At 55.4% G+C, this 22,569-nt stretch carries 23 protein-coding genes and 1 tRNA gene; 7 read left to right on the forward strand and 17 right to left on the reverse strand.

Annotated elements, in window-relative coordinates; translation table 11 throughout:
- Position 1 precedes the first annotated feature (1 nt).
- Complete coding sequence (locus AC4GMC_RS05320; RefSeq protein ID WP_487879295.1) at positions 2-409, forward strand: hypothetical protein; 408 nt, start codon at positions 2-4, stop codon at positions 407-409.
- On the opposite strand, the gene AC4GMC_RS05325 is transcribed toward AC4GMC_RS05320, so the two are convergent.
- The 10 genes from AC4GMC_RS05325 to AC4GMC_RS05370 form a co-directional block, all read right to left on the reverse strand.
- A complete protein-coding gene (locus AC4GMC_RS05325) occupies positions 406-1,578 on the reverse strand; it encodes a trans-sulfuration enzyme family protein (RefSeq protein WP_487876459.1) in 1,173 nt (390 codons plus the stop codon). The two genes, AC4GMC_RS05320 and AC4GMC_RS05325, sit on opposite strands and share 4 nt — an antisense overlap.
- A gap of 12 nt (positions 1,579-1,590) precedes the next feature.
- Complete coding sequence (locus AC4GMC_RS05330) at positions 1,591-2,856, reverse strand: glutamate-5-semialdehyde dehydrogenase (RefSeq protein ID WP_487876458.1); 1,266 nt, start codon at positions 2,854-2,856, stop codon at positions 1,591-1,593.
- A gap of 23 nt (positions 2,857-2,879) precedes the next feature.
- Entirely contained in the window at positions 2,880-4,004 is a 1,125-nt protein-coding gene (gene proB / locus AC4GMC_RS05335) for a glutamate 5-kinase (RefSeq protein WP_487876457.1), read from the reverse strand.
- A complete protein-coding gene (obgE, locus tag AC4GMC_RS05340; RefSeq protein ID WP_487876456.1) occupies positions 3,989-5,026 on the reverse strand; it encodes a GTPase ObgE in 1,038 nt (345 codons plus the stop codon). The genes proB and obgE overlap by 16 nt, the downstream gene beginning before the upstream one ends.
- A 51-nt stretch (positions 5,027-5,077) precedes the next feature.
- The gene (locus tag AC4GMC_RS05345) at positions 5,078-5,620 is read right to left on the reverse strand and encodes a GNAT family N-acetyltransferase (RefSeq protein ID WP_487876455.1); all 543 of its coding nucleotides are present in this window, start codon (positions 5,618-5,620) and stop codon (positions 5,078-5,080) included.
- Positions 5,617-6,222, reverse strand: coding sequence for a LysE family translocator (locus AC4GMC_RS05350; protein WP_487876454.1), 606 nt, complete (start codon positions 6,220-6,222; stop codon positions 5,617-5,619). The genes AC4GMC_RS05345 and AC4GMC_RS05350 overlap by 4 nt, the downstream gene beginning before the upstream one ends.
- Positions 6,219-6,719, reverse strand: coding sequence for a GNAT family N-acetyltransferase (locus tag AC4GMC_RS05355; protein ID WP_487876453.1), 501 nt, complete (start codon positions 6,717-6,719; stop codon positions 6,219-6,221). Before AC4GMC_RS05355 ends, AC4GMC_RS05350 begins: the two co-directional genes overlap by 4 nt.
- A gap of 73 nt (positions 6,720-6,792) precedes the next feature.
- Positions 6,793-7,062, reverse strand: a complete 270-nt coding sequence (rpmA, locus tag AC4GMC_RS05360) for a 50S ribosomal protein L27 (RefSeq protein ID WP_038002963.1) — start codon at positions 7,060-7,062, stop codon at positions 6,793-6,795.
- Between the two features lie 11 nt (positions 7,063-7,073).
- Positions 7,074-7,730 (reverse strand): 50S ribosomal protein L21, encoded by a 657-nt coding sequence (locus tag AC4GMC_RS05365; protein ID WP_038002965.1) that lies wholly within the window; start codon positions 7,728-7,730, stop codon positions 7,074-7,076.
- A 195-nt stretch (positions 7,731-7,925) separates the two neighbouring features.
- On the reverse strand, positions 7,926-8,795 hold the full coding sequence (locus tag AC4GMC_RS05370; protein WP_487876452.1) for a DUF2059 domain-containing protein: 870 nt from the start codon (positions 8,793-8,795) through the stop codon (positions 7,926-7,928).
- 161 nt (positions 8,796-8,956) lie between these two features.
- Here AC4GMC_RS05370 and AC4GMC_RS05375 point away from each other — a divergent pair.
- Positions 8,957-9,046, forward strand: a tRNA-Ser gene (locus AC4GMC_RS05375).
- A gap of 518 nt (positions 9,047-9,564) precedes the next feature.
- Here AC4GMC_RS05375 and AC4GMC_RS05380 read toward each other — a convergent pair.
- The 7 genes from AC4GMC_RS05380 to AC4GMC_RS05410 form a co-directional block, all read right to left on the reverse strand.
- Entirely contained in the window at positions 9,565-10,710 is a 1,146-nt protein-coding gene (locus AC4GMC_RS05380) for an iron-containing alcohol dehydrogenase (protein WP_487876451.1), read from the reverse strand.
- Positions 10,711-10,714: 4 nt separating this feature from the next.
- Positions 10,715-12,085 (reverse strand): aldehyde dehydrogenase family protein, encoded by a 1,371-nt coding sequence (locus tag AC4GMC_RS05385; protein ID WP_487876450.1) that lies wholly within the window; start codon positions 12,083-12,085, stop codon positions 10,715-10,717.
- A 5-nt stretch (positions 12,086-12,090) separates the two neighbouring features.
- Positions 12,091-13,455 (reverse strand): glutamine synthetase family protein, encoded by a 1,365-nt coding sequence (locus AC4GMC_RS05390; RefSeq protein ID WP_487876449.1) that lies wholly within the window; start codon positions 13,453-13,455, stop codon positions 12,091-12,093.
- A 90-nt stretch (positions 13,456-13,545) separates the two neighbouring features.
- Positions 13,546-14,577, reverse strand: a complete 1,032-nt coding sequence (locus AC4GMC_RS05395; RefSeq protein WP_038008780.1) for a TRAP transporter substrate-binding protein — start codon at positions 14,575-14,577, stop codon at positions 13,546-13,548.
- A 47-nt stretch (positions 14,578-14,624) separates the two neighbouring features.
- Complete coding sequence (locus AC4GMC_RS05400; RefSeq protein ID WP_487876448.1) at positions 14,625-15,953, reverse strand: TRAP transporter large permease; 1,329 nt, start codon at positions 15,951-15,953, stop codon at positions 14,625-14,627.
- Positions 15,953-16,513: a TRAP transporter small permease subunit gene (locus tag AC4GMC_RS05405; protein WP_487876461.1), complete on the reverse strand. Its 561-nt coding sequence runs from the start codon at positions 16,511-16,513 to the stop codon at positions 15,953-15,955. Before AC4GMC_RS05405 ends, AC4GMC_RS05400 begins: the two co-directional genes overlap by 1 nt.
- Entirely contained in the window at positions 16,513-17,292 is a 780-nt protein-coding gene (locus tag AC4GMC_RS05410) for an N-formylglutamate amidohydrolase (RefSeq protein ID WP_487876447.1), read from the reverse strand. Before AC4GMC_RS05410 ends, AC4GMC_RS05405 begins: the two co-directional genes overlap by 1 nt.
- A gap of 120 nt (positions 17,293-17,412) precedes the next feature.
- On the opposite strand from AC4GMC_RS05410, the gene AC4GMC_RS05415 reads away from it, so the two are divergent.
- The 5 genes from AC4GMC_RS05415 (at position 17,413) to AC4GMC_RS05435 (ending at position 22,350) form a co-directional block, all read left to right on the forward strand.
- Positions 17,413-18,285, forward strand: coding sequence for a MurR/RpiR family transcriptional regulator (locus AC4GMC_RS05415; protein WP_487876446.1), 873 nt, complete (start codon positions 17,413-17,415; stop codon positions 18,283-18,285).
- A 107-nt stretch (positions 18,286-18,392) separates the two neighbouring features.
- Positions 18,393-19,454 carry an extracellular solute-binding protein gene (locus tag AC4GMC_RS05420; RefSeq protein ID WP_487876445.1) on the forward strand — a complete coding sequence of 354 codons (1,062 nt, stop codon included), beginning with the start codon at positions 18,393-18,395 and terminating at the stop codon, positions 19,452-19,454.
- A gap of 69 nt (positions 19,455-19,523) precedes the next feature.
- A complete protein-coding gene (locus AC4GMC_RS05425; protein ID WP_487876444.1) occupies positions 19,524-20,636 on the forward strand; it encodes an ABC transporter ATP-binding protein in 1,113 nt (370 codons plus the stop codon).
- Entirely contained in the window at positions 20,633-21,499 is an 867-nt protein-coding gene (locus tag AC4GMC_RS05430) for an ABC transporter permease (RefSeq protein ID WP_487876443.1), read from the forward strand. The genes AC4GMC_RS05425 and AC4GMC_RS05430 overlap by 4 nt, the downstream gene beginning before the upstream one ends.
- Positions 21,496-22,350, forward strand: coding sequence for an ABC transporter permease (locus AC4GMC_RS05435; protein ID WP_487876442.1), 855 nt, complete (start codon positions 21,496-21,498; stop codon positions 22,348-22,350). The genes AC4GMC_RS05430 and AC4GMC_RS05435 overlap by 4 nt, the downstream gene beginning before the upstream one ends.
- Positions 22,351-22,569: the final 219 nt, after the last annotated feature.

Genomic DNA, 22,569 nt, shown 5'->3' on the forward strand with positions numbered 1-22,569 from the left:
CATGACAAGCACCACGCGCGACCAGACCGGGTCCCGCCCGATGGGGCGTAACGCACGCCGCCTAATCGCTGTTGAACTGCCCGACGCGCTTCGTGGGGTACTTCCGCGGCGTATTTTGGATTCGAGCTACGACCAGGTTGAACATCACAGCTTTCGGGATCTATCACCTGAAGTGATCGCCGATGGCCGTGCGGATACTGTGCTGGCGCCCCTGCTCACCAAGACATTTGATGCCGTTGAGTTGGCTGAATACCTGGCGACGCAAGCCTTTGACGGCATGTTGATCATCGCCAGTGAGGCGCTTCCCAACGTCAAACTGGTCCAGCGCGAAATTGCGCGCTCTGCGCCGGGCTTGAACGTTGAGCTGTTTCAGTTGAACCAAAACACGCAGGAGTTGCGCGAGGTTTAGACCGCGCTGAGCGCTTGGGCGAAATCCGCTTGCAGGACATCCCACGGCTCAATCCCAACAGAGACGCGGAAAAATCCGTCCGTGATGCCCAGTGCGGCGCGCCCCTCTGCCGTTAGGCCGCGATGCGAGCTGCTGGCCGGGTGGCTGAGCGTGGTACCAACGTCGCCGAGCGTTGGGGCAAAGGCCAGTTGCGGGGCCGCGCGGACCAAGCGGTTCGCCTCATCTTCGCCGCCATGTAGCTTGAAGCTGACCATGTTGCCCCACATCCCGTTCAGGACAGTTTGTGCACGGGCGTGATCGGGGTGATCTGTGCGTCCGGGGTACAGGACCTGAGCCACTGCTGGATGCGTCGCCAGAAAGTCCGCCAGTTTGATGGCGGTTTCCTGGGCGCGGTCGAAGCGCAGATCAAACGTATAGAGCCCACGTTCCGCAAGCCAACATTCATAGGGCGAAGGCGTAAAGCCGAACGTGACCGCTGTGTCGTAGATTGCCTTGCTATGACCCGCGTCACGGGCCAGCACATAGCCCAAGGTCACGTCTGAGTGTCCCGCCATGAGTTTGGTCACGGAGTGGATCACGACATCTGCACCCTCCGCAAAGGCCGGGTAGCCGACGGGCGTGGTAAATGTGTTGTCGACCACAAGGATCAGCCCGCGTTCCTTCGCGAGCTTGGTGATCCCATCCATGTCTGCGACGCGCAAAGTGGGGTTAGAGACCGCTTCGATTAGGATCAGCTTTGTCTCGGGCCGAATAGCATCGGCAAAAGCTTGTGCGTCGGTGGGGTCCGCGAGCGCAGTGGTGATGCCAAAGCGTGGCAGGTCTTGGTTCAGCATCCGCAGCGAGCGGCCGTATAGCTGATTGCCGCCGATGATATGATCGCCGGCACTCAGCAACCCCATCAAGGTCGCCGACACCGCCGCCATGCCAGAGCCGAGGATGATCCCACCTTCGCCGCCTTCCATGGCGTCGATTTTTTGTGCCAGAACATCCGCGTTGGGGTGGCCTTCACGGCCATAGGTATAGCCAGTTGCACGGCCCTCATATTGCGCGTGCAGCGTATCAATATCAGGGGACGCATAGACTACGGAAGGCTGCAACGGCGTGACAACAGCGCGGCTCACGCTGTCGGGAAAGCCCGTGCGGCGCACGAGATTAGGGCGTTTTGTCATGGTGTTGGATCCTTAAGGCCGGGTCGTGCCGGCGCCAGTGACGTGGTATTGGAATGAGGTCAACTGCTCGGCGCCAACGGGGCCACGTGCGTGCATCTTGCCCGTTGCGATCCCGATCTCGGCCCCCATGCCAAACTCTCCACCATCCGCGAATTGGGTTGAGGCGTTGCGCATCAGGATCGCACTGTCGAGTTCCGCAAAGAAATGCGCGGCCTCGGCGTCGTCGTCGGTGATGATCGCGTCGGTATGGTTCGAGTTATAGGCGCGGATATGGTCAATGGCGGCGTCGACACCGTCCACAAGTTTGGCAGCACAGATCATGTCGAGGAATTCTGTCCCAAAGTCCGCGTCAGTGGCAGGCGTCATGCCGGGCACCTCGGCCAGCGAACCGTCCGCGCGCACATCAACACCTGCGTCCCGTAGGGCTTCGATCACGATTGCGCCGTGTTTTGCGTGAAAGGCCTGATCAATCAACACCGTCTCAAGCGAGCCGCAAATGCCGGTGCGCCGGGTCTTGGCGTTGAGCACGATTTCAACAGCCATCGCTGGATCAGCGGATGCGCTGACGTAGGTGTGACAGATGCCCTCAAGGTGGGCAAACACGGGCACGCGGGCCTCTCGCTGGACCAATCCGACAAGGCCCTTACCACCACGAGGCACAATCACGTCGATTGTATCGACCATGGTCAGCATTTCTTGAACGGCGGCGCGGTCACGGGTGGGTACGCGTTGGATGGCATCCTCGGGCAGGCCCGCATCGCGCAGGCCCTTGACCATTGCGGCGTGGATCGCACCCGAAGAATGGAAGCTTTCGGAGCCGCCGCGCAAGATCACGGCATTGCCGGCCTTGAGGCACAGGGCACCGGCGTCTGCGGTAACGTTGGGCCGGCTTTCATAGATCACCCCAATCACACCCAGCGGCGTGGCGACACGTTTGATGTTCAGGCCCGATGGTTGATCCCATTCCGCAAGGATGCGACCCACAGGATCGACTTGTTCGGCCACAGCACGCAAGCCGTCACAGATGCCGCGAATGCGATCCTCGTCCAGCATCAGCCGGTCCATCATCGCATCGCTCAGACCTTTGTCGCGGCCAAATTCCATGTCGCGGACATTGGCGGCAATCACCTCAGCGCGGTCCGCCCACAAATGCTCAGCCGCGCCGATGAGGGCCGCATGTTTACGCTCAGCGCTCGCGGAGGCCAATGCGGCCGTTGCCGCCCGTGCGCACGCACCGATGTCGGCCATCAGGTTCGGGATCGTGTCAAAGTCTTTCATACCGTTGCCCCGTCTGGGCCTCCTTAGGCTGTCACCATGTCGTCGCGGTGAATGAGTGCCGAGCGTGCAGGGTAGCCCAGCAATTCCGCGATGTCACCGCTTTGAGCGCCGCAGATCAGCCGCGCTTCTTCGCTGGTGTAGCGGGTCAGGCCCTTGGCGATGGCCATCCCATCGGGGCCTTCGATTGTGACGGGTTCGCCCCGGCCAAACTTGCCCCCGACCCATTTCACCCCTGCGGGCAGAAGGGATTTGCCCCGTGCCAACGCCTGTGCGGCACCTGTATCCACGGCCAGGGTACCGCGCGGTTTCATTGCGCCGATCCAGCGTTTGCGAGCGGTTTGCGGATCTTGGGCCGCAGTGAACCACGTTGCCCGCGCACCAGACGTCAGGGCCTGTAGCGGCCTGTCTGATGCGCCGAGCGTGATCGCCATTGCACAGCCTGCGTCCGTGGCGGTGCGTGCGGCCATCAGTTTGGTCACCATCCCGCCCTTCGATACGCCAGAAACCCCCTCACCCGCCATCGCGGCAATATCGGGCGTGATGGCTTGGATCAGTGGTAGATGGACGGCGGCGGTATCAATCATCGGGTTGGCGGTATACAAACCATCTACATCCGACAGCAGAACCAGTTGATCCGCACCGGACATAACGGCCACTTGCGCGGCAAGCCTGTCATTGTCGCCAAAGCGAATTTCGTCCGTGGCGATGGTGTCGTTTTCATTCACAATCGGCACGACGCCTAGGCCCAGCAACGTCGCAAACGTTGCACGCGAATTCAGGTAGCGGCGACGATTTGCACTGTCTTCGAGTGTCAAAAGAACCTGCGCCGTAGTGATCCCGTGGGGGGCGAGCACTTGTTCATAGGCACGGGCCAACTGGATTTGTCCGACGGCGGCAGCAGCCTGCGATTGCTCAAGCGACAACTCACCCTCTGGCAGGCCCAAGACCCGGCGACCCAACGCAATGGACCCCGATGAGACAATCACGACTTCTTGGTTCCGGGCGCGGGCCTCGGACACATCCAAGGCCAAGCCCGTCAGCCAATCGGTTTTGACGGTGCCTGTCTGCGTATCAACCAACAAGGCCGAGCCGATTTTCACGACAAATCGGCGGGCTTGGGTCAGTTGCGGCGTTAGCTTGGTGACCACGGCTTTTCCTCCTGCGCGGGCTTTTGGCGCAGGCGGTCGGCGTCGATCTGGTCGCGCAACACGCGCAGCACGTCAATTGTCCCCTGTTTTGCGACACCCGACATTTCCATGATGGGCGCGCCAACGGCTTCGGCCAATGCGGCGCATTTCTCAGCGCGTTCCTCATCGGTCAGGGCGTCGATTTTGTTGAGCACTGTCACCCGCGCCTTTTCGGCCAGTCCGCCGCCGTACATTTCCAGCTCAGTGATGATCGTCTTGTAATCGCCCGCGACATCCGCGCTGGTCCCATCCACAAGATGCAGCAGAACGGCACAGCGTTCCACGTGGCCAAGGAAGCGATCCCCGATGCCGCGCCCCTCATGGGCACCTTCGATCAGGCCGGGAATATCGGCCACAACGAATTCGACCTCATCCACGCCCACAACCCCAAGGTTGGGCACCAGTGTGGTAAACGGATAATCCGCCACTTTGGGGTGCGCGTTGGACGTGGCCGCCAAAAAGGTGGATTTGCCCGCATTGGGCAGCCCCAAAAGACCGACATCTGCAATCAGCTTCAGCCGCAGCCAGATGGTGCGCTCAACGGCCTCTTGACCGGGGTTCGATCGACGCGGCGCCTGGTTCGTTGCGGATTTGAAGTGCAGGTTGCCAAAGCCACCGTTGCCCCCCTGCGCGAGAATAACCTTTTGCCCCACTTCGGTCAGATCGGCGATGATGGTTTCTTCGTCCTCATCAAGGATTTCTGTGCCCACAGGCACGCGCAGCACAATCGGATCGCCATCCTTGCCGGAGCGTTGACGCCCCATGCCGGGCTGGCCGTTTTTCGCGAAAAAGTGTTGCTGATAGCGGAAGTCGATCAGCGTGTTCAGGCCTTCGACAGCCTCAACCACAACGTCACCACCCCGGCCGCCATCGCCCCCATCGGGACCGCCGTACTGGACGTATTTTTCACGCCGAAACGAGACGCAACCGCCGCCTCCTGCACCGGAGCGAATGTAGACTTTGGCGAGATCGAGAAACTTCATGAATTGCGTCCTATGAGGGTGCGATGCCGATACCTCAGGGCGGGACAAAGCTCAAGCACTGCGCATGTTCCGATGATAGGTCCATGTGGCGACGGTTGCGTTACGTGCGACCGAAAACGCCTCGGCTGGACCGATGTAGGCAAAACCCGCGTGGGTGAGCACCCGCCCCGAGGCAGGGTTATCTTGGAAAACGCTCGCGAAAAGCGTGTCATTGTTGAGCGGATTGTTCTGCACCATGGCCAAGACGGCCTCGGAGGCGAGGCCGGTGTTCCATGCGACAGGCGCCACCCAATAACTAATTTCGGATTGGTTGCGATCCATTTGCTTGAGCGAAATCAGGCCAACAAGCTCGGACAGTCCGGTGCCGGACGCGTCCATGGCCCAGACGATTTCTTCGCTGTCGGGCTGAGTTACGCGTTTGATCAACGCCTCTGTGGCGCCGGGGGGCAGCGGATGTGGAATGTCAGCGGTCATCTTTGCCACACGTGCGTCGCCGCCATAGACATCAATCAGGCCTTGGTCGGACGTCCGAAGGGGGCGCAGGGTGAACCGCTCTGTGGGAATGGTTGTTTGCTGCAATAGAGTGTGTGTCATGGGGTTCCTCCTCCGAACAACACGAAAAGTACGCTTGCAACGGTCAACGTTGCTAAAATACGCATCAAAGTCCGCTCTGCGTCGGTGCCCGCGACACGGGCGGCAATCAACGCCCCCGCCGAGGTCCAGATCGGGTGCAACACGATCTGACACGTCAAAAGACATAAAGCGATAATGGCTGTGGCTTCTAGGGGCGCAGTGCCGGGAGCCACGAAATTGGTAAAGCCGGCCGTGATCATGGCCCAAGCTTTGGGGTTGAGCGGGTGCACAATAAGCCCCGCTAGAAAACCAGGGGCGCGATCCTGCGCATTTGCGGTGTTCAGGCGCAGGTTTGCGACCTTCCACGCGAGCCACAGGATATAGGCGGCGGATAGATACTTGAGTGCTGTGAAAACAGCCGGGTAGCTGGTTGCCAGCTGCATCAGGCCAAAGCCTATGGGCCAAATGATCAGCTGTTTGCCGAGGGCCACGCCCGCAACAAACGGTAAAGCTGCCCGCAGGCCGTAGCGCGCGCCAGTCGCCATAAGCGCCATGTTCGCCGGCCCGGGCGTGCCAACCTGGCTGGCCGCAAAGACCAAAAAAGATGCTGCCGCGACGCTCATGCGGCCACCCTGCCCTGTGCGGTGCGCTTGAGTGTAACGTCCGGCAATTCGCGGCCCAAAGCGCGGCAATGCGTGCGTCCGCGGGATGTGATGGTAAAGCCGAGGCCGTGCAGAATACGCGCACTGGCCGAATTGCCCGCGAAATAGCCGCTGTGCACGGTATCGGTCCGCTCAAGGGCAAATTCTAAGGCAGCACTTGCAGCCTCGCGCGCGTAGCCTTTGCCCCAATGTGGTCGGGCAATCCAGAAACCGAAATGTGGCTGGGTCGTCAAAGACCCGATAACCGTGGTGTCTTGGGCGATGATCATCATATCAGGCCAATTCGACGGAACCTCAGATTGCATCACGGACAGATCGGCTTGGGTGAAGGGGTATGGCACGCGTGCTAGCCATTGTGAGACGCGAAGGTCATTCAACCCGTTGCTCAGCGCAACACGATCTGCGCCCGTGTACGGACGCAAGCAAAGTCGAGATGTAAAAATTGGCTCGGGGGTCATTCTGACCTCCTGAAAGGAAAAGGGGACCGGTTTGCACCGATCCCCTAAATGTCTTGCATTATTTCGGGTCGGCTTACTCAGCGGCCTCCGCCACTGGCAGAACCGAAATAAACGTGCGGCCTTTGAGACCTGTGTGGAAGGTTACAGCGCCTTCGACAGTTGCGAAGATCGTGTGATCTTTGCCCATGCCGACGCCCTGACCCGGCCACCACTTGGTGCCGCGCTGACGCACGATGATGTTCCCGGGGATAGCCGCTTGGCCACCGTAGAGTTTAACACCAAGGCGACGTCCAGCGGAGTCGCGACCGTTGCGGGAGGAACCGCCTGCTTTTTTATGTGCCATGCTTTCTCTCCTTAACCTTTAGCCAGTTCTTTGGCTTGTTCGATCCAGCCTTCACGCTCGATACGGCCTTTGAACGACAATTGCTCATCGATTGCGGCGACGTCTTCGGGCGACCAAGCTGCGATCTGTGCGAAGGTCGTTACGCCGGCTGCAAGCAGCTTTTTCTCAAGGGCTGGGCCGACACCGGACAGCTTCTTGAGATCGTCTGCACCAGCGGCGGCAGCAGGAGCGGCCTCAGCTTTTGCAGCCTTTTTCGGAGCGGCTTTTTTGGCAGCAGCAGGAGCCGTTGCAGCAACAGCCACACCAGCAACCGAACCGGCACCAACAGCGGCTTTGACGCCGGAGGCATCAGCACCGGCAGCAAGGATGTCCGTCACGCGGATCAGCGTCAGTTTCTGACGGTGGCCCTTGGTGCGCTTGGAGGAGTGCTTACGACGACGCTTTACGAAGTGGATCAGCTTTTCGCCTTTGATCTGGTCGATTACGTCGGCCTGAACCGCAGCACCGTCCACCAAAGGTGCGCCAACAGTGACAGTATCACCACCGAGCATCAGCACATCGTTGAATTGGATTTTCTCACCGGCTTCAGCGGCCAGTTTTTCGACACGCAGAACGTCGCCCGATTGGACGCGGTACTGTTTGCCGCCAGTTTTCAAAACAGCGAACATTGGCTGCTTCCTTTATATCTGTCGCATCCTGTGGCCCCGGCATGCACCGGCGTTTCATCTGCCTCGGACAGCGTGTCCCGTGATCGGGACAAAATAACAAACACCGCGCGAGGGAATCCCGCACGGCGTGGCCGGGGTATCGTTTATGGGGGGTGCCGTGTCAACCGCCAACTGAGGCGCAGCACGGCGATATCCCTATATATCCTGCGCCAACATCCGGTCCGCGACGGCGCGGCCAAGCGCGCGACTGATCGATGTGAACACTGTGCCGAAGCTGTCAAACAGCACCCCGTTGAACGCTTGTGCTGCATCGGTGCGTGCAAATGCGATGTAGGTTTGCATTTCATCATCGGTTAGACCGGCGTAAGACGCCAGCAAATAGGCGTAAAGCCAATCCTCGGTCTCAGTTGTAATGGTGTCCTGTTGAGACCACACCTCATTTACGATCTGATCCTCCGTCATGGATTGTGGCAGCGCCCCGCCCGCGGCCAGCCCCTGATAAAAGGCGTAGTTGGAGTTAAGACCGCCCACAACATTGGACGTCACAAGGTCATAAGCTGAGATGAACTCGGCAATCTGTTCGACCCGCCTGCCCCCCTCACGGCGCATTTTCTGCGCAAGATCGGACGCCGCCTGATCAACGTCTTCGTCCAGCATCGCGGCGCGTGCTGCAACCTCGCCCTCTACGATGCGCTTCCCCAGCGGACTACTAAGAAATGAGATCAGCACATCCGCATCGGCCTCCGACAGATTGGCCCTAATGTCTTCGGACATAATGCCCATCACGCGTGGGATGTCATAGATGCGCTCTAGTTCAACCTTCCAGCCAAAACCTCCGCGGCCTGGAAACATGTCGTCCTCAATCTCGGGGCCTGCGGCGATCCCTTCGGCAGCGACGACCTCTATGATGTCGCGCAACCGTAAAGCCTCCATTAACTGACTGTGCTTGACCGCAGGCAATCCGGCGGTGGCTTGGGTCTGTGCAAACACGGCCCCCGAAACGCTGGGAATGCTGAGGGGCGCAAGCACAAAGCCAGCAGCAAGAATGAGGGCAGCACGCAGCATCGAGATCTCCTTTTGGCGTTGGTCGCAGTATTCAGATGGGGGCAAGACAGAGCCTGCCAAGGGACGCACCTTAACCTTTACGCATAATGGTGGCAAAACCTGCTTGCACCCCCGCCAGTTTGCCCCTAGACCGCTCGCCACCAGAGTGACCGCTGGTCTGCGGAGATATGCCGGAGTGGTCGAACGGGCCGGTTTCGAAAACCGGTGTGGGTGCAAGCCTACCCAGGGTTCGAATCCCTGTGTCTCCGCCAGTTAAATGCTGTAAGGCTTTAATTTTATTGCGCTTTCATGTCGGATCTGATGTTTGTTACAAACTATGTACCGAACCTTGCCTGCTGCTAACGACAGTTCCATTGAACATCTTTGATGTTGGCCTGCGACGCGGGCGGAAACTCTCTTGTATTTTTCTTGCCGCAAAAGGTGATTTGCAGCGTGAACAGCCGTGCTGCCCGTTTCACAGGAAACACTCCGCGAAGCTCAACAGAGTTTAGCCATTTAAATGGGGTTACGGCGGCCGGAGATAGCGTTGTCAGTCAGCTTGGTCAGCAGCGTTTGCGTATGCTGTAGCCAGAGGCAATATGTTTAGTGCCTGCGGGTCACGTGCGTTCACATCCGCCAGCCTAAACTAAGTGATCCTAGTCCTCGTAGAGACAATTTTGGTATGAGAAGACAACCAGATCTATACCATTAAACATGGCGACGAGCAGTTGTCTAAAGACAAAGGGCGCCAACTGACTTGGCGCCCTTTGATCAGAGCGACCGCTTCCCTTTAGAGACACGCCAAAAGGAGGGATTTTGTATTAGCTTCGGTCATTTTAACCGGGTTGCCCCCAGTGCTTGGGTCCCGCAATGCACCCGCCACGACACGGTCCACATCGATATTTTCAATACCCATCTCCGTGAGCGTTTTGGGGATACCTAGCGAAGCGTTGAGTTCATCAACATACGCGCAAAAACCCTCATACCCGCGTTGGATGCTAAGGTAGTTGGCCGCGCGTGCCAGTTTCCCACGGATCTCGGGCTTGTTGAATTGCAGTACCGCCGGCATACAGACAGCATTCGTCGTGCCATGATGCGTGTGGTAAATCGCACCAATCGGATGCGACAATGCATGAATAGCGCCAAGACCTTTCTGAAAGGCAGTGGCCCCCATCGCTGCCGCTGACATCATATGTGCGCGCGCCTCAATGTCGGTGCCGTCGGCATATGCGCGCGGCAAGTACTCTTTGACCAACCGCATACCTTCTAAAGCCATTCCCTGAGACATCGGATGGTAATGCGGTGAGCAGTATGCCTCAACGCAATGGGCAAAGGCATCAAGCCCTGTGCCTGCTGTAATGAACTGAGGCATTCCAACCGTTAGTTCAGGGTCGCAAATGACGACCGTCGGCAGGAACTTGGGGTGGAAGATAATCTTTTTCTCTTCTGTTTCAGAGTTGGTAATGACTGACGCCCGGCCAACTTCTGATCCCGTACCGGCAGTAGTCGGCACAGCAACGATAGGCGCAATCGCATCCGCGTCCGCGCGTGTCCACCAATCCCCAATATCCTCAAAGTCCCATAAAGGGCGTGTTTGTCCGGCCAAAAACGCAACCAATTTGCCGAGATCAAGGCCAGAACCACCGCCGAACGCGATGACACCATCGTGGCCACCTTCCTTGAAGGCGCGCACGCCGGCCTCTGCGTTTTTCTCATTCGGGTTTGGATCAACGTCCGAGAACATCGCACGCCCCAGACCCGCTTCTTCAATCAGGTCGAGCGTTTTTGTTGTGATGTCCATACCCGCAAGACCACGGTCCGTGATCAGAAGTGGTTTTGTAATTCCCGCCGATGCGCAGGCATCCGCGATTTCCGAAATGCGGCCTGCACCAAAGCGGATTGCCGTGGGATAGGACCAATTTGCAGTGATGCTCATGGGCTTATGCTTTCTTGAGATGGTATGATTTTGGGCGCGTTAGGTTGTGGTAGCCAATGACCGACAATCCCCCTCCCCGTCCAGTGTCTTTGCACCCTGTCCAGCACAAGCCTGGATCAAGGTAGTCCGCCCGGTTCATGAACACGGTTCCTGTTTCGATCTGATCTGCGATGCTTTCGGCTCTTGCGACGTCTTTGGTCCAGAGAGACGCCGTCAGGCCATAGTCGCTGTCATTCATCAGACGGATAGCTTCCGCGTCGTCTTTTACGGACATAATCCCAACAACGGGGCCAAAGCTTTCTTCCCGCATGACACGCATATCGTGAGTGACGTTTGTCAGGATCTGTGGCGTCAGATAGGCGCCACCATCATCTTGCGGGAACGTCTGGATATGAGCGATCGCCCCCTTAGCGACAGCTTCTGAAATCTGATCTCGTACGACTTGGGCAAATCTAACATGTGCCATGGGACCAATCGTTGTGTCTGGCTCAAGCGGGTTGCCAAGGGTGTATCCTCGTACAATCTCGACGGCCTTTTGTACGAAACTGTCAAACAGGCTTTCGTGAACATAGATGCGTTCGATCCCACAACAGCACTGTCCTGAATTGAACATGGCCCCGTCGATCAAGGTTTCGGCAGCGGCATCAACGTCTGCGTCGTCCATCACATACCCAGGGTCTTTGCCGCCGAGTTCTAACCCAAGGCCGGTGAATGTCCCGCTTGCGGCAGCTTCCATGGCGCGGCCACCGCCAACTGATCCGGTAAAGTTCACAAAGCCAAAGGACCGCGCAGCAATGAGATCAGAAGTCGTAAGATGGTCGAGGAAGACATTCTGAAAAACGTCCTCAGGGATGCCCACGCTATGAAACGCTTGCGCCAAACGCTCTCCGACCAATGGTGTTTGTGAGGCATGCTTGAGCATGACGGCGTTGCCCGCAATCAGTGCCGGTGCAATTGTGTTGATCGCGGTCATGTAGGGATAATTCCATGGGGCCACGACCAGTACGAGCCCATGCGGCACGCGCTTGATGACCCGCTTGAATGCGCCACTGTCTTCGACCTCGATCGGAGCAAGAGCCTCAGCTGCGATGTTGGCCATGTGGCTTGCACGTTCTTCAAATCCGCCAAACTCACCGCCATACCGAACTGGCCGACCCATCTGGTGCGCAAGCTCTGGAACGACTTCATTGCTCATAGCACCCACGGCTGCGACGCCAGCTTGCACAAGGGCAATCCGATCTTGGAGCGTGCGATTGGCCCATTCCTTCTGAGCGGCCTGAGCCCGCGCGACTGCCGCATCGGCTTGCATGCGATCCAGTGTTTCGCGGCGTGCGTATACAGAACCATCAATCGGGGAAATGCATTGAATTGCCATACTCTTTAAGCCCTTTCAAAGCCGCGTGCGATTTCCCAATCGGTCACAACGCGGTCAAATTCTTCTTGTTCCCATTCCGCCGCGCGGGTGTAGTGGTCCACCACATCATCGCCGAGCGCCTCACGCAGGAAGTCCGAGGTGCGCAAGGATTGCGTCGCGGCTCGGAGTGTTTGCGGGATATCTGAGGCTTTTGCGTCCTCATAGACATCGCCCGTCGTGGCAGCAGCCAACGTCATCTTCTCTTCTAGGCCCTTGATCCCCGCCGCCAGCATAGCTGTCTGCGCCAAGTATGGGTTCATGTCCGAGCCGCCTATTCGACATTCGACCCGCACACCTTTTGTCCCTTCTCCGCATAGACGAAAACCCGCGGTACGATTGTCGACTGACCACACCGCCTTGGTCGGCGCAAAGGTCCCTTTGGCAAAGCGTTTGTAGCTATTTATGTAAGGGGCCAAGAAGTACGTGTAGTCGCCTGCGTATGCGATGAGGCCAGCCATGTAATGCTCCATCACTTTTGACATGCCATACTGACGATCTGGGTCGAAGAAAGAGGGTTCACCCTGCTTCCAAAGCGATTGGTGCACATGGCTGGAAGAGCCAACGCGGGTATGATGCCATTTTGGTAAAAACGATGCAGCTCTACCGTTTTGCCATGCAATTTCTTTGATCGCGTGTTTGGCGATCGAATGGTGGTCAGCACAATCCAACGCTGGAGCATAGCGAATATTTAGTTCAGCCTGCCCGGCTTCTGCCTCACCTTTTGTGTTTTCAATCGGTAGGCCAGCCTCAAACAGGTGGTTGCGGATCGGTCGCATAACCGCTTCTTCTTTGGTGGTCTGAAAAATATGGTAGTCTTCGTTGTAGCCACTGATCGGCTCTAGAGCGCTAAAGCCGCTTTTGCGGATTTCATCGAGGCTCTTTTCGAACAAGAAAAACTCCAACTCGGTCGCCATCATCGCGTCGAAACCCAAAGCTTCAAGCCGAGCAATTTGTTTTTTTAGCATGGCGCGTGGACTGTGTGGGACGGGCTGGTGCGTGTGATGGTCCAGCACATCGCACAGCACCATCGCGGTACCGTCTAACCATGGTACGGGACGAATTGTTGTGAGATCCGGGCGCATAACATAGTCCCCGTACCCCGTTTCCCATGACGTGGACGCATACCCATCTGGGGTCGCCATCTCCAAGTCAGTCGCCAAAAGATAATTGCAGCAATGGGTTTCACGGTAGGATGTTTCGACGAAATTTACGCCGTGGAAGCGCTTGCCCATCAAGCGACCTTGCATGTCTACGAAACAGACCAAAACGGTATCGATTGATCCGTCCTGAACGGCGGCTTTGAGGGCTTCGAAGGTAAGAGTGCCGGGCATAGATTATCCGCCTGTTTGACGTTGAGTGTCCGTCAGTGGGTGTCAGTAAGTGATATAAGGCGGAGGGTGAGCTCCGCCTTACCTCGGAGTTTATCCGTAGCGGTAGGGGCGGCCCGCTTTGACCATGTCTTCGTTGTATTTCTTGAAGATATCGACCACGCGACGCTTGGTTTCGCTTTCGGCGGCGATCTCTTCCCAGAATACTTGAGCGGCGGCTTCAACGGTTGCCCACTCTTCATCAGGAATTGTGGTGAGTTCTAATTTGCTGCCGTTTACGCGCAAGTTGGCCTCACCGCCCCAATACCACCACTGGCGATAGTAGTGTGATTGGTCACAGCAGACCCGGAACAAGGTTTGCAGATCTTCGGGCAGTTCGTTCCAGCGCTCCATGTTAGCAAAAAACGATCCGGCCCAGGCGCCCGAGATGTTGTTGGTGAGGAAGTAGTTTGTCACGTCGGCCCAACCGACGGTATAATCCTCGGTGATGCCGGACCATGCGATCCCATCAAGTTCACCGGTTTGCATCGCGACTTCGATGTCTTCCCATGGAAGGTTGACTGGAACCACGCCAAATTGTGTCAGGAAACGCCCAGCGGTTGGGAACGTAAAGACCCGCTTGCCCTTCAGATCTTCCAACGAACGGATCGGATCTTTGGTTGCGAAATGACAAGGATCCCATGCGCCAGCAGAAATGTGCTTCACGCCAACTTTGGAATATTCCTCGTCCCAGATTTCGTTCAGTCCGTATTGGTTAAACAGGACCGGTACATCCAACGAATACCGCGAACCAAACGGGAAGTAGCCGCCAAAAACGGTCACTTCGGTCGGGGACGCCATGCTATCATCATCGGACTGGACAGCATCAATTGTTCCCCGTTGCATGGCCTGAAACAGCTCGCCTGTCGGAACCAGTTGATCTGCAAAAAACAGTTCAATCTGCATGCGGTCGCCCGCAATTTTGTTGAACATTTCAATTGCCGGCACGATGACTTCGGCCGCGAGTGAGGCGCCCGCGTAGGTCTGCATGCGCCATCGGATTGTGTTTTGGGCAAGTGCGGGCGTGGCCAGTGCAGCCGGTCCAGCAAGAGCTGCGCCTTGAATAAACTTACGTCTAGATGTCAATTTTTCTCTCCTTGGTTGGTGTTTAGGCCACTTTCTGCGAGGCTCTTTTATGGTTTGTTGTAAACGTAATCCGGGAGCCAAAGCGCAATGTTTGGAAAGGCCATGACAAGAACAAGGGCCAGCACCATAATCCCAACGAAGGGTAGGATGGAGGCATAGATGTCGCGCAGCGTGATCTCTGGTGGTGCCATCGCCCGCATCAGAAAGAGGTTATACCCGAAGGGCGGCGTCATGTAGGCAATCTGGGTCGTGATCGTGTACAGAATTCCATACCAAATCAGGTCGAACCCCAACGCACCCACAAGCGGCACGTAGAGGGGGGCAACGATCACCAACATAGCAGTATCGTCGAGGAAGGTGCCCATGAGCAGAAAGCTTAGCTGCATCAGAATGAGGATCGTCCATGGGTTCAAGTTCAGCTTTTCGGTGAACAGACCTTCGATCGCCTTGACCGCACCCAGCCCATCAAACACTGCACCAAAAGCAAGCGCCGCCAGAATAATCCACATAAACATGCACGTGATGCCGAGGGTGTTGCGGACCGAATTCTCAAACACCTCTTTGGTCATGCGCCCTTTCAGGACAGCGGCGACAAAGGCTGCGATTGCGCCAATTGCCGAGCTTTCCACCAGAGAGGTCCAGCCCTTGACGAAGGGGACCATCATTACGGCGAAAATGATAACGGGAAGCAAACCCGCGCGCAAAAGCCGAAGTTTTTCGGCCCGTGGAAGGTTGCGTTCTTCAGCAGGCAGGACCGGGCCTAACACTGGGTTAATCCGACACCGTACGACGATATAGATCACAAACAGGCTGGCCATCATCAGGCCCGGGATAACGCCGGCCAGCCAGAGCTGGCCAACCGGTTGCCGGGCAATCATCGCGTATAGAACAAGGACAACAGAGGGCGGCACAAGAATGCCGAGGCTTGACCCCGCCTGTACCACACCGGTGACCATGCGTTTGTCGTATCCGCGTTTCAGCAACTCGGGCAGTGCAATTGTAGAGCCAATAGCCATGCCCGCGACGCTCAAACCATTCATTGCGGAAATCAGCACCATCAGCCCGATAGTACCGATCGCAAGCCCTCCACGAAGGCCCCCCATCCACACATGGAACATGCGATAAAGGTCATCAGAGATTTTGCTTTCGGACAGAATGTAGCCCATGAAAATGAACATAGGCAGTGTCAGAAGTGGATACCATTTCATCAACTTCATTGCCGCAGAGAAGCCCAGATCGAACCCACCCCGGTCGCCCCACAGCAGTAGCGCTGCGACGACGGCAATAAAGCCAATCGCACCAAAAACACGTTGGCCCGTGATGAGCATCAACATCATTGATGAAAACATCAGTACAGCGATCAGCTCATACGACATTAAGCGAATTCCTCTCCGCGTAGGCGCAGAACGTCTTTCATTAATTCAGAGATGCATTGCAGAAGCATCAAGAACATTCCCAAGATCATCACGGATTTTACGGGCCACAGATATGGCCGCCACGCAGAGGATGATCGTTCCATCCGCCCGACTTCCTCAGCTCCGATGACAACACCGCCCAAGAAAGAGAACGGCTCACTGCCCCAGTATCCAAGCGAGTAAGCGGTTGAGCTGACTGCGCCGTACAAAAGCACACAAAGATAGAAGATTAGAAACAAGACCGTCAGCACATCAAACTGGGCTTTCTTGCGTGTTGACCATTCACCGTACAAAAGATCCATCCGGACATTCGATCCCATTTGGATCGAATACGGCCCGCCAAGAATGTAGTATGCGACCATCACAAACTGGGCCATTTCAAGCGTCCAGAGTGACGGGAGAAAGAAAGTCTTACTGATTGATGACCATAGCAAAATACCCATCAGTACGAAAATTCCGTACATGACCACTCTGCCGACACGGTAATTCACCGCGTCCACGAAACGGATATAGCCGCGCATCAAGCCTGACAATTCAAGTCTCCCTGAACGCCGAGGTGTGCAATCGCGGCCAATAGCCAGCCCGAAATCATTTGCGCCATTTCGCTTTGTTGCACGGCCGTTTCAAGAAGATCATTTCGAACTTCAAGCATCACGTTGAGATGGCCATGCGCGACGCCATGCTCCTTAAGCGTATGTGTTACACCGTCCTCAGGGCCATAGGGCGCGTTGCGCTGCACATTGACGGATGTGTGTAGGTGGGCAAGGTCCAGCATGGCGTCAGCCAGCCGGGTATCGCTGTCGTGCAAAATCCCAATCTCCACCGCGCGTGTTTGGCCATGAAACACTGGCGTGTAGCTATGAACTGTCACAAGGATTGGCGCATCGACACGCTCCACTGCCTCGCGAAGTGCGCCACAAAACGGTGCGTAGAAAGTCGCAGCACGCGCGTCACGTTCTGCCTGACTTAAGGCTGTATTTCCCGGAACATTGATGACTTCGCTCCGTGCAGGCATTGCACTTGGTGAGCTTGGCGGACGGTTGCAATCATAAACCAAACGCGACACGCCACTGGCAACGAGGGGAGCTTGTAACCGATGTGAGAGTTCTTCTGCCAGCGCCATAGCACCCGGATCCCAGACAGCGTGACTGTTTCGATCGCTTGGTGAGAGTCCCAGCCCGTCATATTGCTCGGGGATGTGCGCAGAGGCATGTTCACAAACGAGCACGATGTTAGAGCCACCTTCCACATTGTGGATTATGACGTGGTCTTGCGTATGGTTTCGGTCATTCGGCCCCATGGCGCCCTCCTGTTGAATTAAAGTTCTTGCCAAACCGACAAACTGTCAACAAGATATTGTGAAATAAATATCACACATTCGGCGGGTGATATTTTTTTGATCAAAAGCAAGGCAGACACCATGAGCCCGGCAACGCTCACAATTTCTGATCGCATCCAAAAGCAACTGGATGATCTGACGCGCGCTGAGCGGCAGCTTGCTCATTCTATTCTTGAAAACTACCCAGCCTCAGGGCTGGGACCATTGAGCGCCTTGGCAAAAGATGCAGAAGTGTCCGTGCCTACAGTTGCACGAATGGTGCAAAAACTTGGGTTTAGCGGGTATCCTGAATTCCAGGCAGAACTCCGTGAGGAACTGAAGGCCAAGGCTAAAAACCCAATTGCCAAGCACGAAACCTGGACCGACGCCGCGCCATCAGAACATCTTTTGAACCGGTTCACAGAAGCTGTAATTGACAACATTCGCCACACATTGGGGCAAATTGACCCCAGCGAATTTGATCGCGCTTGTGAGATTGTGGCCGACACAGATCACCATCTTTATATCGTTGGCGGACGGATCACACACACTCTTGCGGAGTATTTGTTCCTGCATATGCAGGTCATCCGCAGTAGGATTACGCACATTCAATCGACCTCAAATGCGTGGCCGCATTACCTGTTAGATGTGAAGAAAGACGACGTTTTTATCGTTTTCGACATGCGCCGGTATGAGAATAATACCCTAAAGCTAGCCGAGCTCGCGCACGCCAAGGGGGCGCGCGTGATCCTGTTTACGGATCAATGGCGGTCACCGGTGCACCAGTTTGCAGAAGTAAGCTTTAGTAGCAGGATCATAGCCCCATCTGCTTGGGATTCGGCTGCCACGCCCTTGTTACTTTTGGAAACGATGATCGCGACGGTTCAGAGTCTGACCTGGGGCGATACCAAAGATAGAATGGAATCACTGGAAGATATGTTCGACCAGACAAAACTGTTCCGAAAATTCACATGACCGAAACAATACACAGTCAAACGTAGCAACGGCGCGCCAATATTAAGATTAAAAACCCCTGCCCTACATGCGCCAACAGGGGACAAATCACGACACGGAGAACCCCTATGAAGACAACATTTATCGCATCACTTCTCACGGCAACGGCGCTAAGCGCGTCGTTCGCGAACGCTGATACACTGCGGCTGCTGACATGGGGCGGGTATGCGCCTGACGATGTCATCGCAAAATTTGAAGCTGAAACAGGCCACACTGTCGAAGTCACAACGTCGAATAACGAAGAAATGATTGCCAAGCTGCGCGCAACAAATGGCGGCGGCTTCGACCTTGCACAGCCAAGCCAGGACCGGATCACCAGCGCGCAGGAAGGTTTCGGCATCTATAAGCCCATGGACATGTCCAAGATCGACACGTCGCAGTTCATCCCATCCATGCTGAGCGCGACAGCAGACAACACCACTTTTGAGGGTGAAGTTTACGGCCTTCCACATGTCTGGGGTACAAGCGGTCTGGTTGTGAACACCGCAATGGCCGACGGCGTGCAGGACTATACGGACCTGTGTTCAGATGCTTATGCAGGCAAAGTCTCGTATCGCCTAAAGCGCCCTACATTGATCGGCTTTGCCTATTCTATGGGGCTTGACCCGTTCGCCGCCTACGGCGATGCGGATGCCTATCAGGGTATTCTCAACCAAGTTGAGGATAAGCTGACCGAGTGTAAAGCGAACGTCAAAACCTACTGGTCTGGTGGTGATGAAATCAAAAACCTGCTTCGCTCCGGTGAAGTTGTCGCTTCGATGGCATGGGACACAGGCGGCTGGCAGCTCAACGCTGATAACCCTGACATCACGTTTGTTGCCCCTAAAGCCGGTGCGTTGGGCTGGATTGATACCTTTGTACTGCCAGCCCGTGGACGTGCCGATGACGCAGCCTACGACTGGATCAATTTCGTCATGCGTCCCGAAATCGCCTCGATGATTACCAACCAAGCAGGCAATTTTACGGCCGCAGTAAACGGTGAAACTGCTGTCAGCGGTGAGCTAAAAGCCCGTTTCCAAGGGTCTTACGATCAAGCCGCGATTGACAATATCAAATGGTATCCTCCCGTACCTGCTGGCCTAGAGGCCCTCGAAGGCGCGACACTCGACCGGATCAACGCAGCGAAATAAGCCGCTCAACGTATCGACCAAAAGGGGGCGCATTTGTGCCCCCTTCTCTTCTACCAGAAAGAAAAGCCCTTGACCCGTTCCCAGCCTGATTTGGTTTGCAATGCAATTACCAAACATTTTGATGATTTCTACGCCGTGGATGAGGTCAGTTTTGAGGTCCCTCAGGGATCATTCTTTTCAATCCTTGGCCCGTCTGGTTGTGGGAAAACCACGCTTTTGCGGATGATCGCTGGCTTCCAGCATCCCTCATCGGGCGAGTTGTTGATCAAAGGCAAGTCAATGAATGGCGTGCCCCCCAACCGTCGACCCGTATCGATGGTTTTCCAGCACCTCGCGCTGTTTCCAACAATGAATATTGCTGACAACGTCGGGTTCGGATTACGACAACGAGGCGTAGCAAAACGTGAAATCAGCCGGCGTGTGGGTGAAGTTCTGGAACGTGTGGGCCTTCCTGGCGTATCTGAGCGTCGTATCGATCAACTGTCAGGCGGGCAAAAGCAACGTGTCGCAATCGCCCGCTGTATGGTTTTGGAACCTGACGTTTTGTTGTTGGATGAGCCGCTTGGTGCCTTGGACCTCAAACTCAGAGAGCACATGAAGGTTGAGCTCAAATCCCTTCAGGCAGAGTTTAATACCACTTTCGTGTACATCACCCATGATCAATCGGAAGCATTGGTCATGAGTGACAATATAGCCGTCATGAACAAAGGGCGTTTTGAGCAGGTCGGCGCCCCAAAAGAAATCTACCACAACCCTGTCACGCCATTTGTGGCAGGTTTTGTTGGTGAGGCGAATAAATTCACAGCAACAGTCGCAACAATAAATGGCCAAGCCGTCAAACTGGCAACGGAGCAGGGGCACGAAATTTACATCGAAACTGCATCTTCGGATGTTACGACCGGCTCTCGAGTAGAAGTTTTCTTACGACCCGAGGCGATTGAATTACTCCAGGAGGCGCCGGCAAAAAACGATGGCGCGAACGTCAGCACCGGTGTCGTCACATCAGTACTCTTTAACGGTGCCAACTCAGTTGCGACCATCCAAGACGCCTCGACGAATATGGTGGTCACTGTTGCGCTTTTACAAACAGGGGCTTTGTCCGAGCTCACGAAAGGCCAGACGGTTTACACCAGATGGCAACCCAATATGGCGCGTTTGTACCCCCTGGAGACCCAGAGATGAGCAGAGATACATCCAGACTGAGCTTTTACCTTTTGCTGGCGCCGATCCTTTTGTGGCTGGTGGTGTTAATAATACTGCCGCACTTGGGGTTATTCATTGTCTCGATCACTGAAAAAATCGGCCCTCGTGAGTATACAATGGGATTAGGCAACTACGCCAAGTTCTTTGAGGAACCATTGTTCTGGCACACCTTTGCCCGGACAGCGATCATGTCAATCGTGGCGACGGCCCTCACCCTTCTTCTTGGTTTTCCAATTGCCTACTACATTGCAAAGCTCACCAAAGGACGGACCAAAGCAACGTTATTCTTGATGTGCATGATCCCTTTTTGGGTCTCTGAACTGGTGCGCACATTCGGATGGATGATCCTTTTACGCGAAACGGGCGTCATTTCGAATGGCTTGCAGGCGTTAGGGATTGTCAGCGGACCCGTAGAGTTGTTGTACAACGATGCGGCCATAATGGTTGGGCTGGTCTACACATCCATTCTCTTCATGGTGGTACCTCTCGTGACCACGCTTGATAGCCTCGACGATAGCCTCATTGAAGCTGGTTATGACTTAGGCGGTAGCACCGGGTCGATTATGCGTCAAATCGTCATTCCGCACGCAATGCCCGGTATTGTGTCTGGCTGCATCGTGGTCTTCATGCTGAGCCTTGGGAACTATTTGACCCCCGTTTTGTTGGGAGGAAAAGACAGTCTCTGGTTTACTGGTATGATCTATAGCCAGTTCATAACTCGGTTTAATTGGGAGCTTGGATCTGCATTTGGTTTTCTTTTACTGATCTTGTCATCTCTGGTCGTTTATCTCGGGTTGCGCATTTCAGGCCAATCGTTGTCAGCTACGATGGGGCGCACATGATACCTACAGTTCCTCAACGCAGCTTTGCAAAATGGTGCTACCGTGCTTATGTTGCGTTATTTTTCACCTATCTTGCGCTACCACTAACGGTTGTCTGCGTATTTGCTTTTAACAATAGCGTCTTCCCCTCGCTGCCATGGGAAGGCTTTACCACTGCATGGTTCTTTGGAACAGAAGCGCCGTTTATCGGCGTCTTCCATGAACGATCCATCTTGCGCGCGATAGGAACATCCGCATTCGTTGCAGTATGGGTCGCAGGTCTCGCTGTCGCTGTCGGTACCTGCAACGCGTTTCTTTTTGTCAGACACAATTTTAGGGGAAAAGGATTTCTCTACATCGTGATGCTTTTGCCCCTGATCATACCGGGAGTTATCTTGGGCATCTCAATTCTGGTCTTTTCGAGCAACATCGCTAACACTCTTGAGGATGCCACAGGGTTATGGTTCGACCAACTCCGCCCCGGTCTCTTACTCGTCATTCTTGGCCAGTTTTCATTCGTTACCACGTTTGCGACGCTGGTCATTTCCGCACGTTTGCAAAAGTTTGACCCAGCACTGGAAGAGGCTGCCCTAAATCTTGGGGCGAGCAAGTTTGGGGCAATTCGTCAGATCACTCTGCCTTTCCTGCTCCCTGCTATTCTTGCTTCAGCTGTGGTTGCAGTGCTTATGAGTTTTGAGAACTTCAATACAACTCTGATGCTTGTCGGATCGGACTCACCATTGACCATCGCAATGTTCGACAAGCTCAAGCAAGGTTCCACGCCTGTCTTAAACGCAGTGTCATTGTTGCTTATTCTCGTCTCGGCAGGACTTGGCGTAATGTCACTGGTCTTTCAAAAGAAGCGTATTTGAACATTTCAACAGCAAAAGTTTCTTTGCCTGCTTGGAACTGTCGTGATTTTATGAACTTACGGCGCTCGTTTAAGCGACCTAATAGGTCAAAATATCTGGCATTTAGGCTGGTGGTCGGCTTTGTTGCACAAATGGTGTGAGGGATTCACTGTCTGAACCCAGCGGGGTAGCAACGGTGCATGAGCAGTTGGTCCCCTACGCAGTACATGATCAGGAACT

The sequence above is a fragment of the Thalassobacter sp. genome (assembly GCF_982993085.1).

What these genes read in the sequence shown, in the direction of transcription:
- AC4GMC_RS05320 (WP_487879295.1), top strand. Translation starts at nt 2, where the DNA reads ATGACAAGCACCACGCGCGACCAGACCGGGTCCCGCCCGATGGGGCGT.
- AC4GMC_RS05325 (WP_487876459.1), bottom strand. Translation starts at nt 1,578, where the DNA reads ATGACAAAACGCCCTAATCTCGTGCGCCGCACGGGCTTTCCCGACAGC.
- AC4GMC_RS05330 (WP_487876458.1), bottom strand. Translation starts at nt 2,856, where the DNA reads ATGAAAGACTTTGACACGATCCCGAACCTGATGGCCGACATCGGTGCG.
- obgE (WP_487876456.1), bottom strand. Translation starts at nt 5,026, where the DNA reads ATGAAGTTTCTCGATCTCGCCAAAGTCTACATTCGCTCCGGTGCAGGA.
- AC4GMC_RS05345 (WP_487876455.1), bottom strand. Translation starts at nt 5,620, where the DNA reads ATGACACACACTCTATTGCAGCAAACAACCATTCCCACAGAGCGGTTC.
- AC4GMC_RS05350 (WP_487876454.1), bottom strand. Translation starts at nt 6,222, where the DNA reads ATGAGCGTCGCGGCAGCATCTTTTTTGGTCTTTGCGGCCAGCCAGGTT.
- AC4GMC_RS05355 (WP_487876453.1), bottom strand. Translation starts at nt 6,719, where the DNA reads ATGACCCCCGAGCCAATTTTTACATCTCGACTTTGCTTGCGTCCGTAC.
- rpmA (WP_038002963.1), bottom strand. Translation starts at nt 7,062, where the DNA reads ATGGCACATAAAAAAGCAGGCGGTTCCTCCCGCAACGGTCGCGACTCC.
- AC4GMC_RS05365 (WP_038002965.1), bottom strand. Translation starts at nt 7,730, where the DNA reads ATGTTCGCTGTTTTGAAAACTGGCGGCAAACAGTACCGCGTCCAATCG.
- AC4GMC_RS05370 (WP_487876452.1), bottom strand. Translation starts at nt 8,795, where the DNA reads ATGCTGCGTGCTGCCCTCATTCTTGCTGCTGGCTTTGTGCTTGCGCCC.
- AC4GMC_RS05380 (WP_487876451.1), bottom strand. Translation starts at nt 10,710, where the DNA reads ATGAGCATCACTGCAAATTGGTCCTATCCCACGGCAATCCGCTTTGGT.
- AC4GMC_RS05385 (WP_487876450.1), bottom strand. Translation starts at nt 12,085, where the DNA reads ATGGCAATTCAATGCATTTCCCCGATTGATGGTTCTGTATACGCACGC.
- AC4GMC_RS05390 (WP_487876449.1), bottom strand. Translation starts at nt 13,455, where the DNA reads ATGCCCGGCACTCTTACCTTCGAAGCCCTCAAAGCCGCCGTTCAGGAC.
- AC4GMC_RS05400 (WP_487876448.1), bottom strand. Translation starts at nt 15,953, where the DNA reads ATGTCGTATGAGCTGATCGCTGTACTGATGTTTTCATCAATGATGTTG.
- AC4GMC_RS05405 (WP_487876461.1), bottom strand. Translation starts at nt 16,513, where the DNA reads ATGCGCGGCTATATCCGTTTCGTGGACGCGGTGAATTACCGTGTCGGC.
- AC4GMC_RS05410 (WP_487876447.1), bottom strand. Translation starts at nt 17,292, where the DNA reads ATGGGGCCGAATGACCGAAACCATACGCAAGACCACGTCATAATCCAC.
- AC4GMC_RS05415 (WP_487876446.1), top strand. Translation starts at nt 17,413, where the DNA reads ATGAGCCCGGCAACGCTCACAATTTCTGATCGCATCCAAAAGCAACTG.
- AC4GMC_RS05420 (WP_487876445.1), top strand. Translation starts at nt 18,393, where the DNA reads ATGAAGACAACATTTATCGCATCACTTCTCACGGCAACGGCGCTAAGC.
- AC4GMC_RS05430 (WP_487876443.1), top strand. Translation starts at nt 20,633, where the DNA reads ATGAGCAGAGATACATCCAGACTGAGCTTTTACCTTTTGCTGGCGCCG.
- AC4GMC_RS05435 (WP_487876442.1), top strand. Translation starts at nt 21,496, where the DNA reads ATGATACCTACAGTTCCTCAACGCAGCTTTGCAAAATGGTGCTACCGT.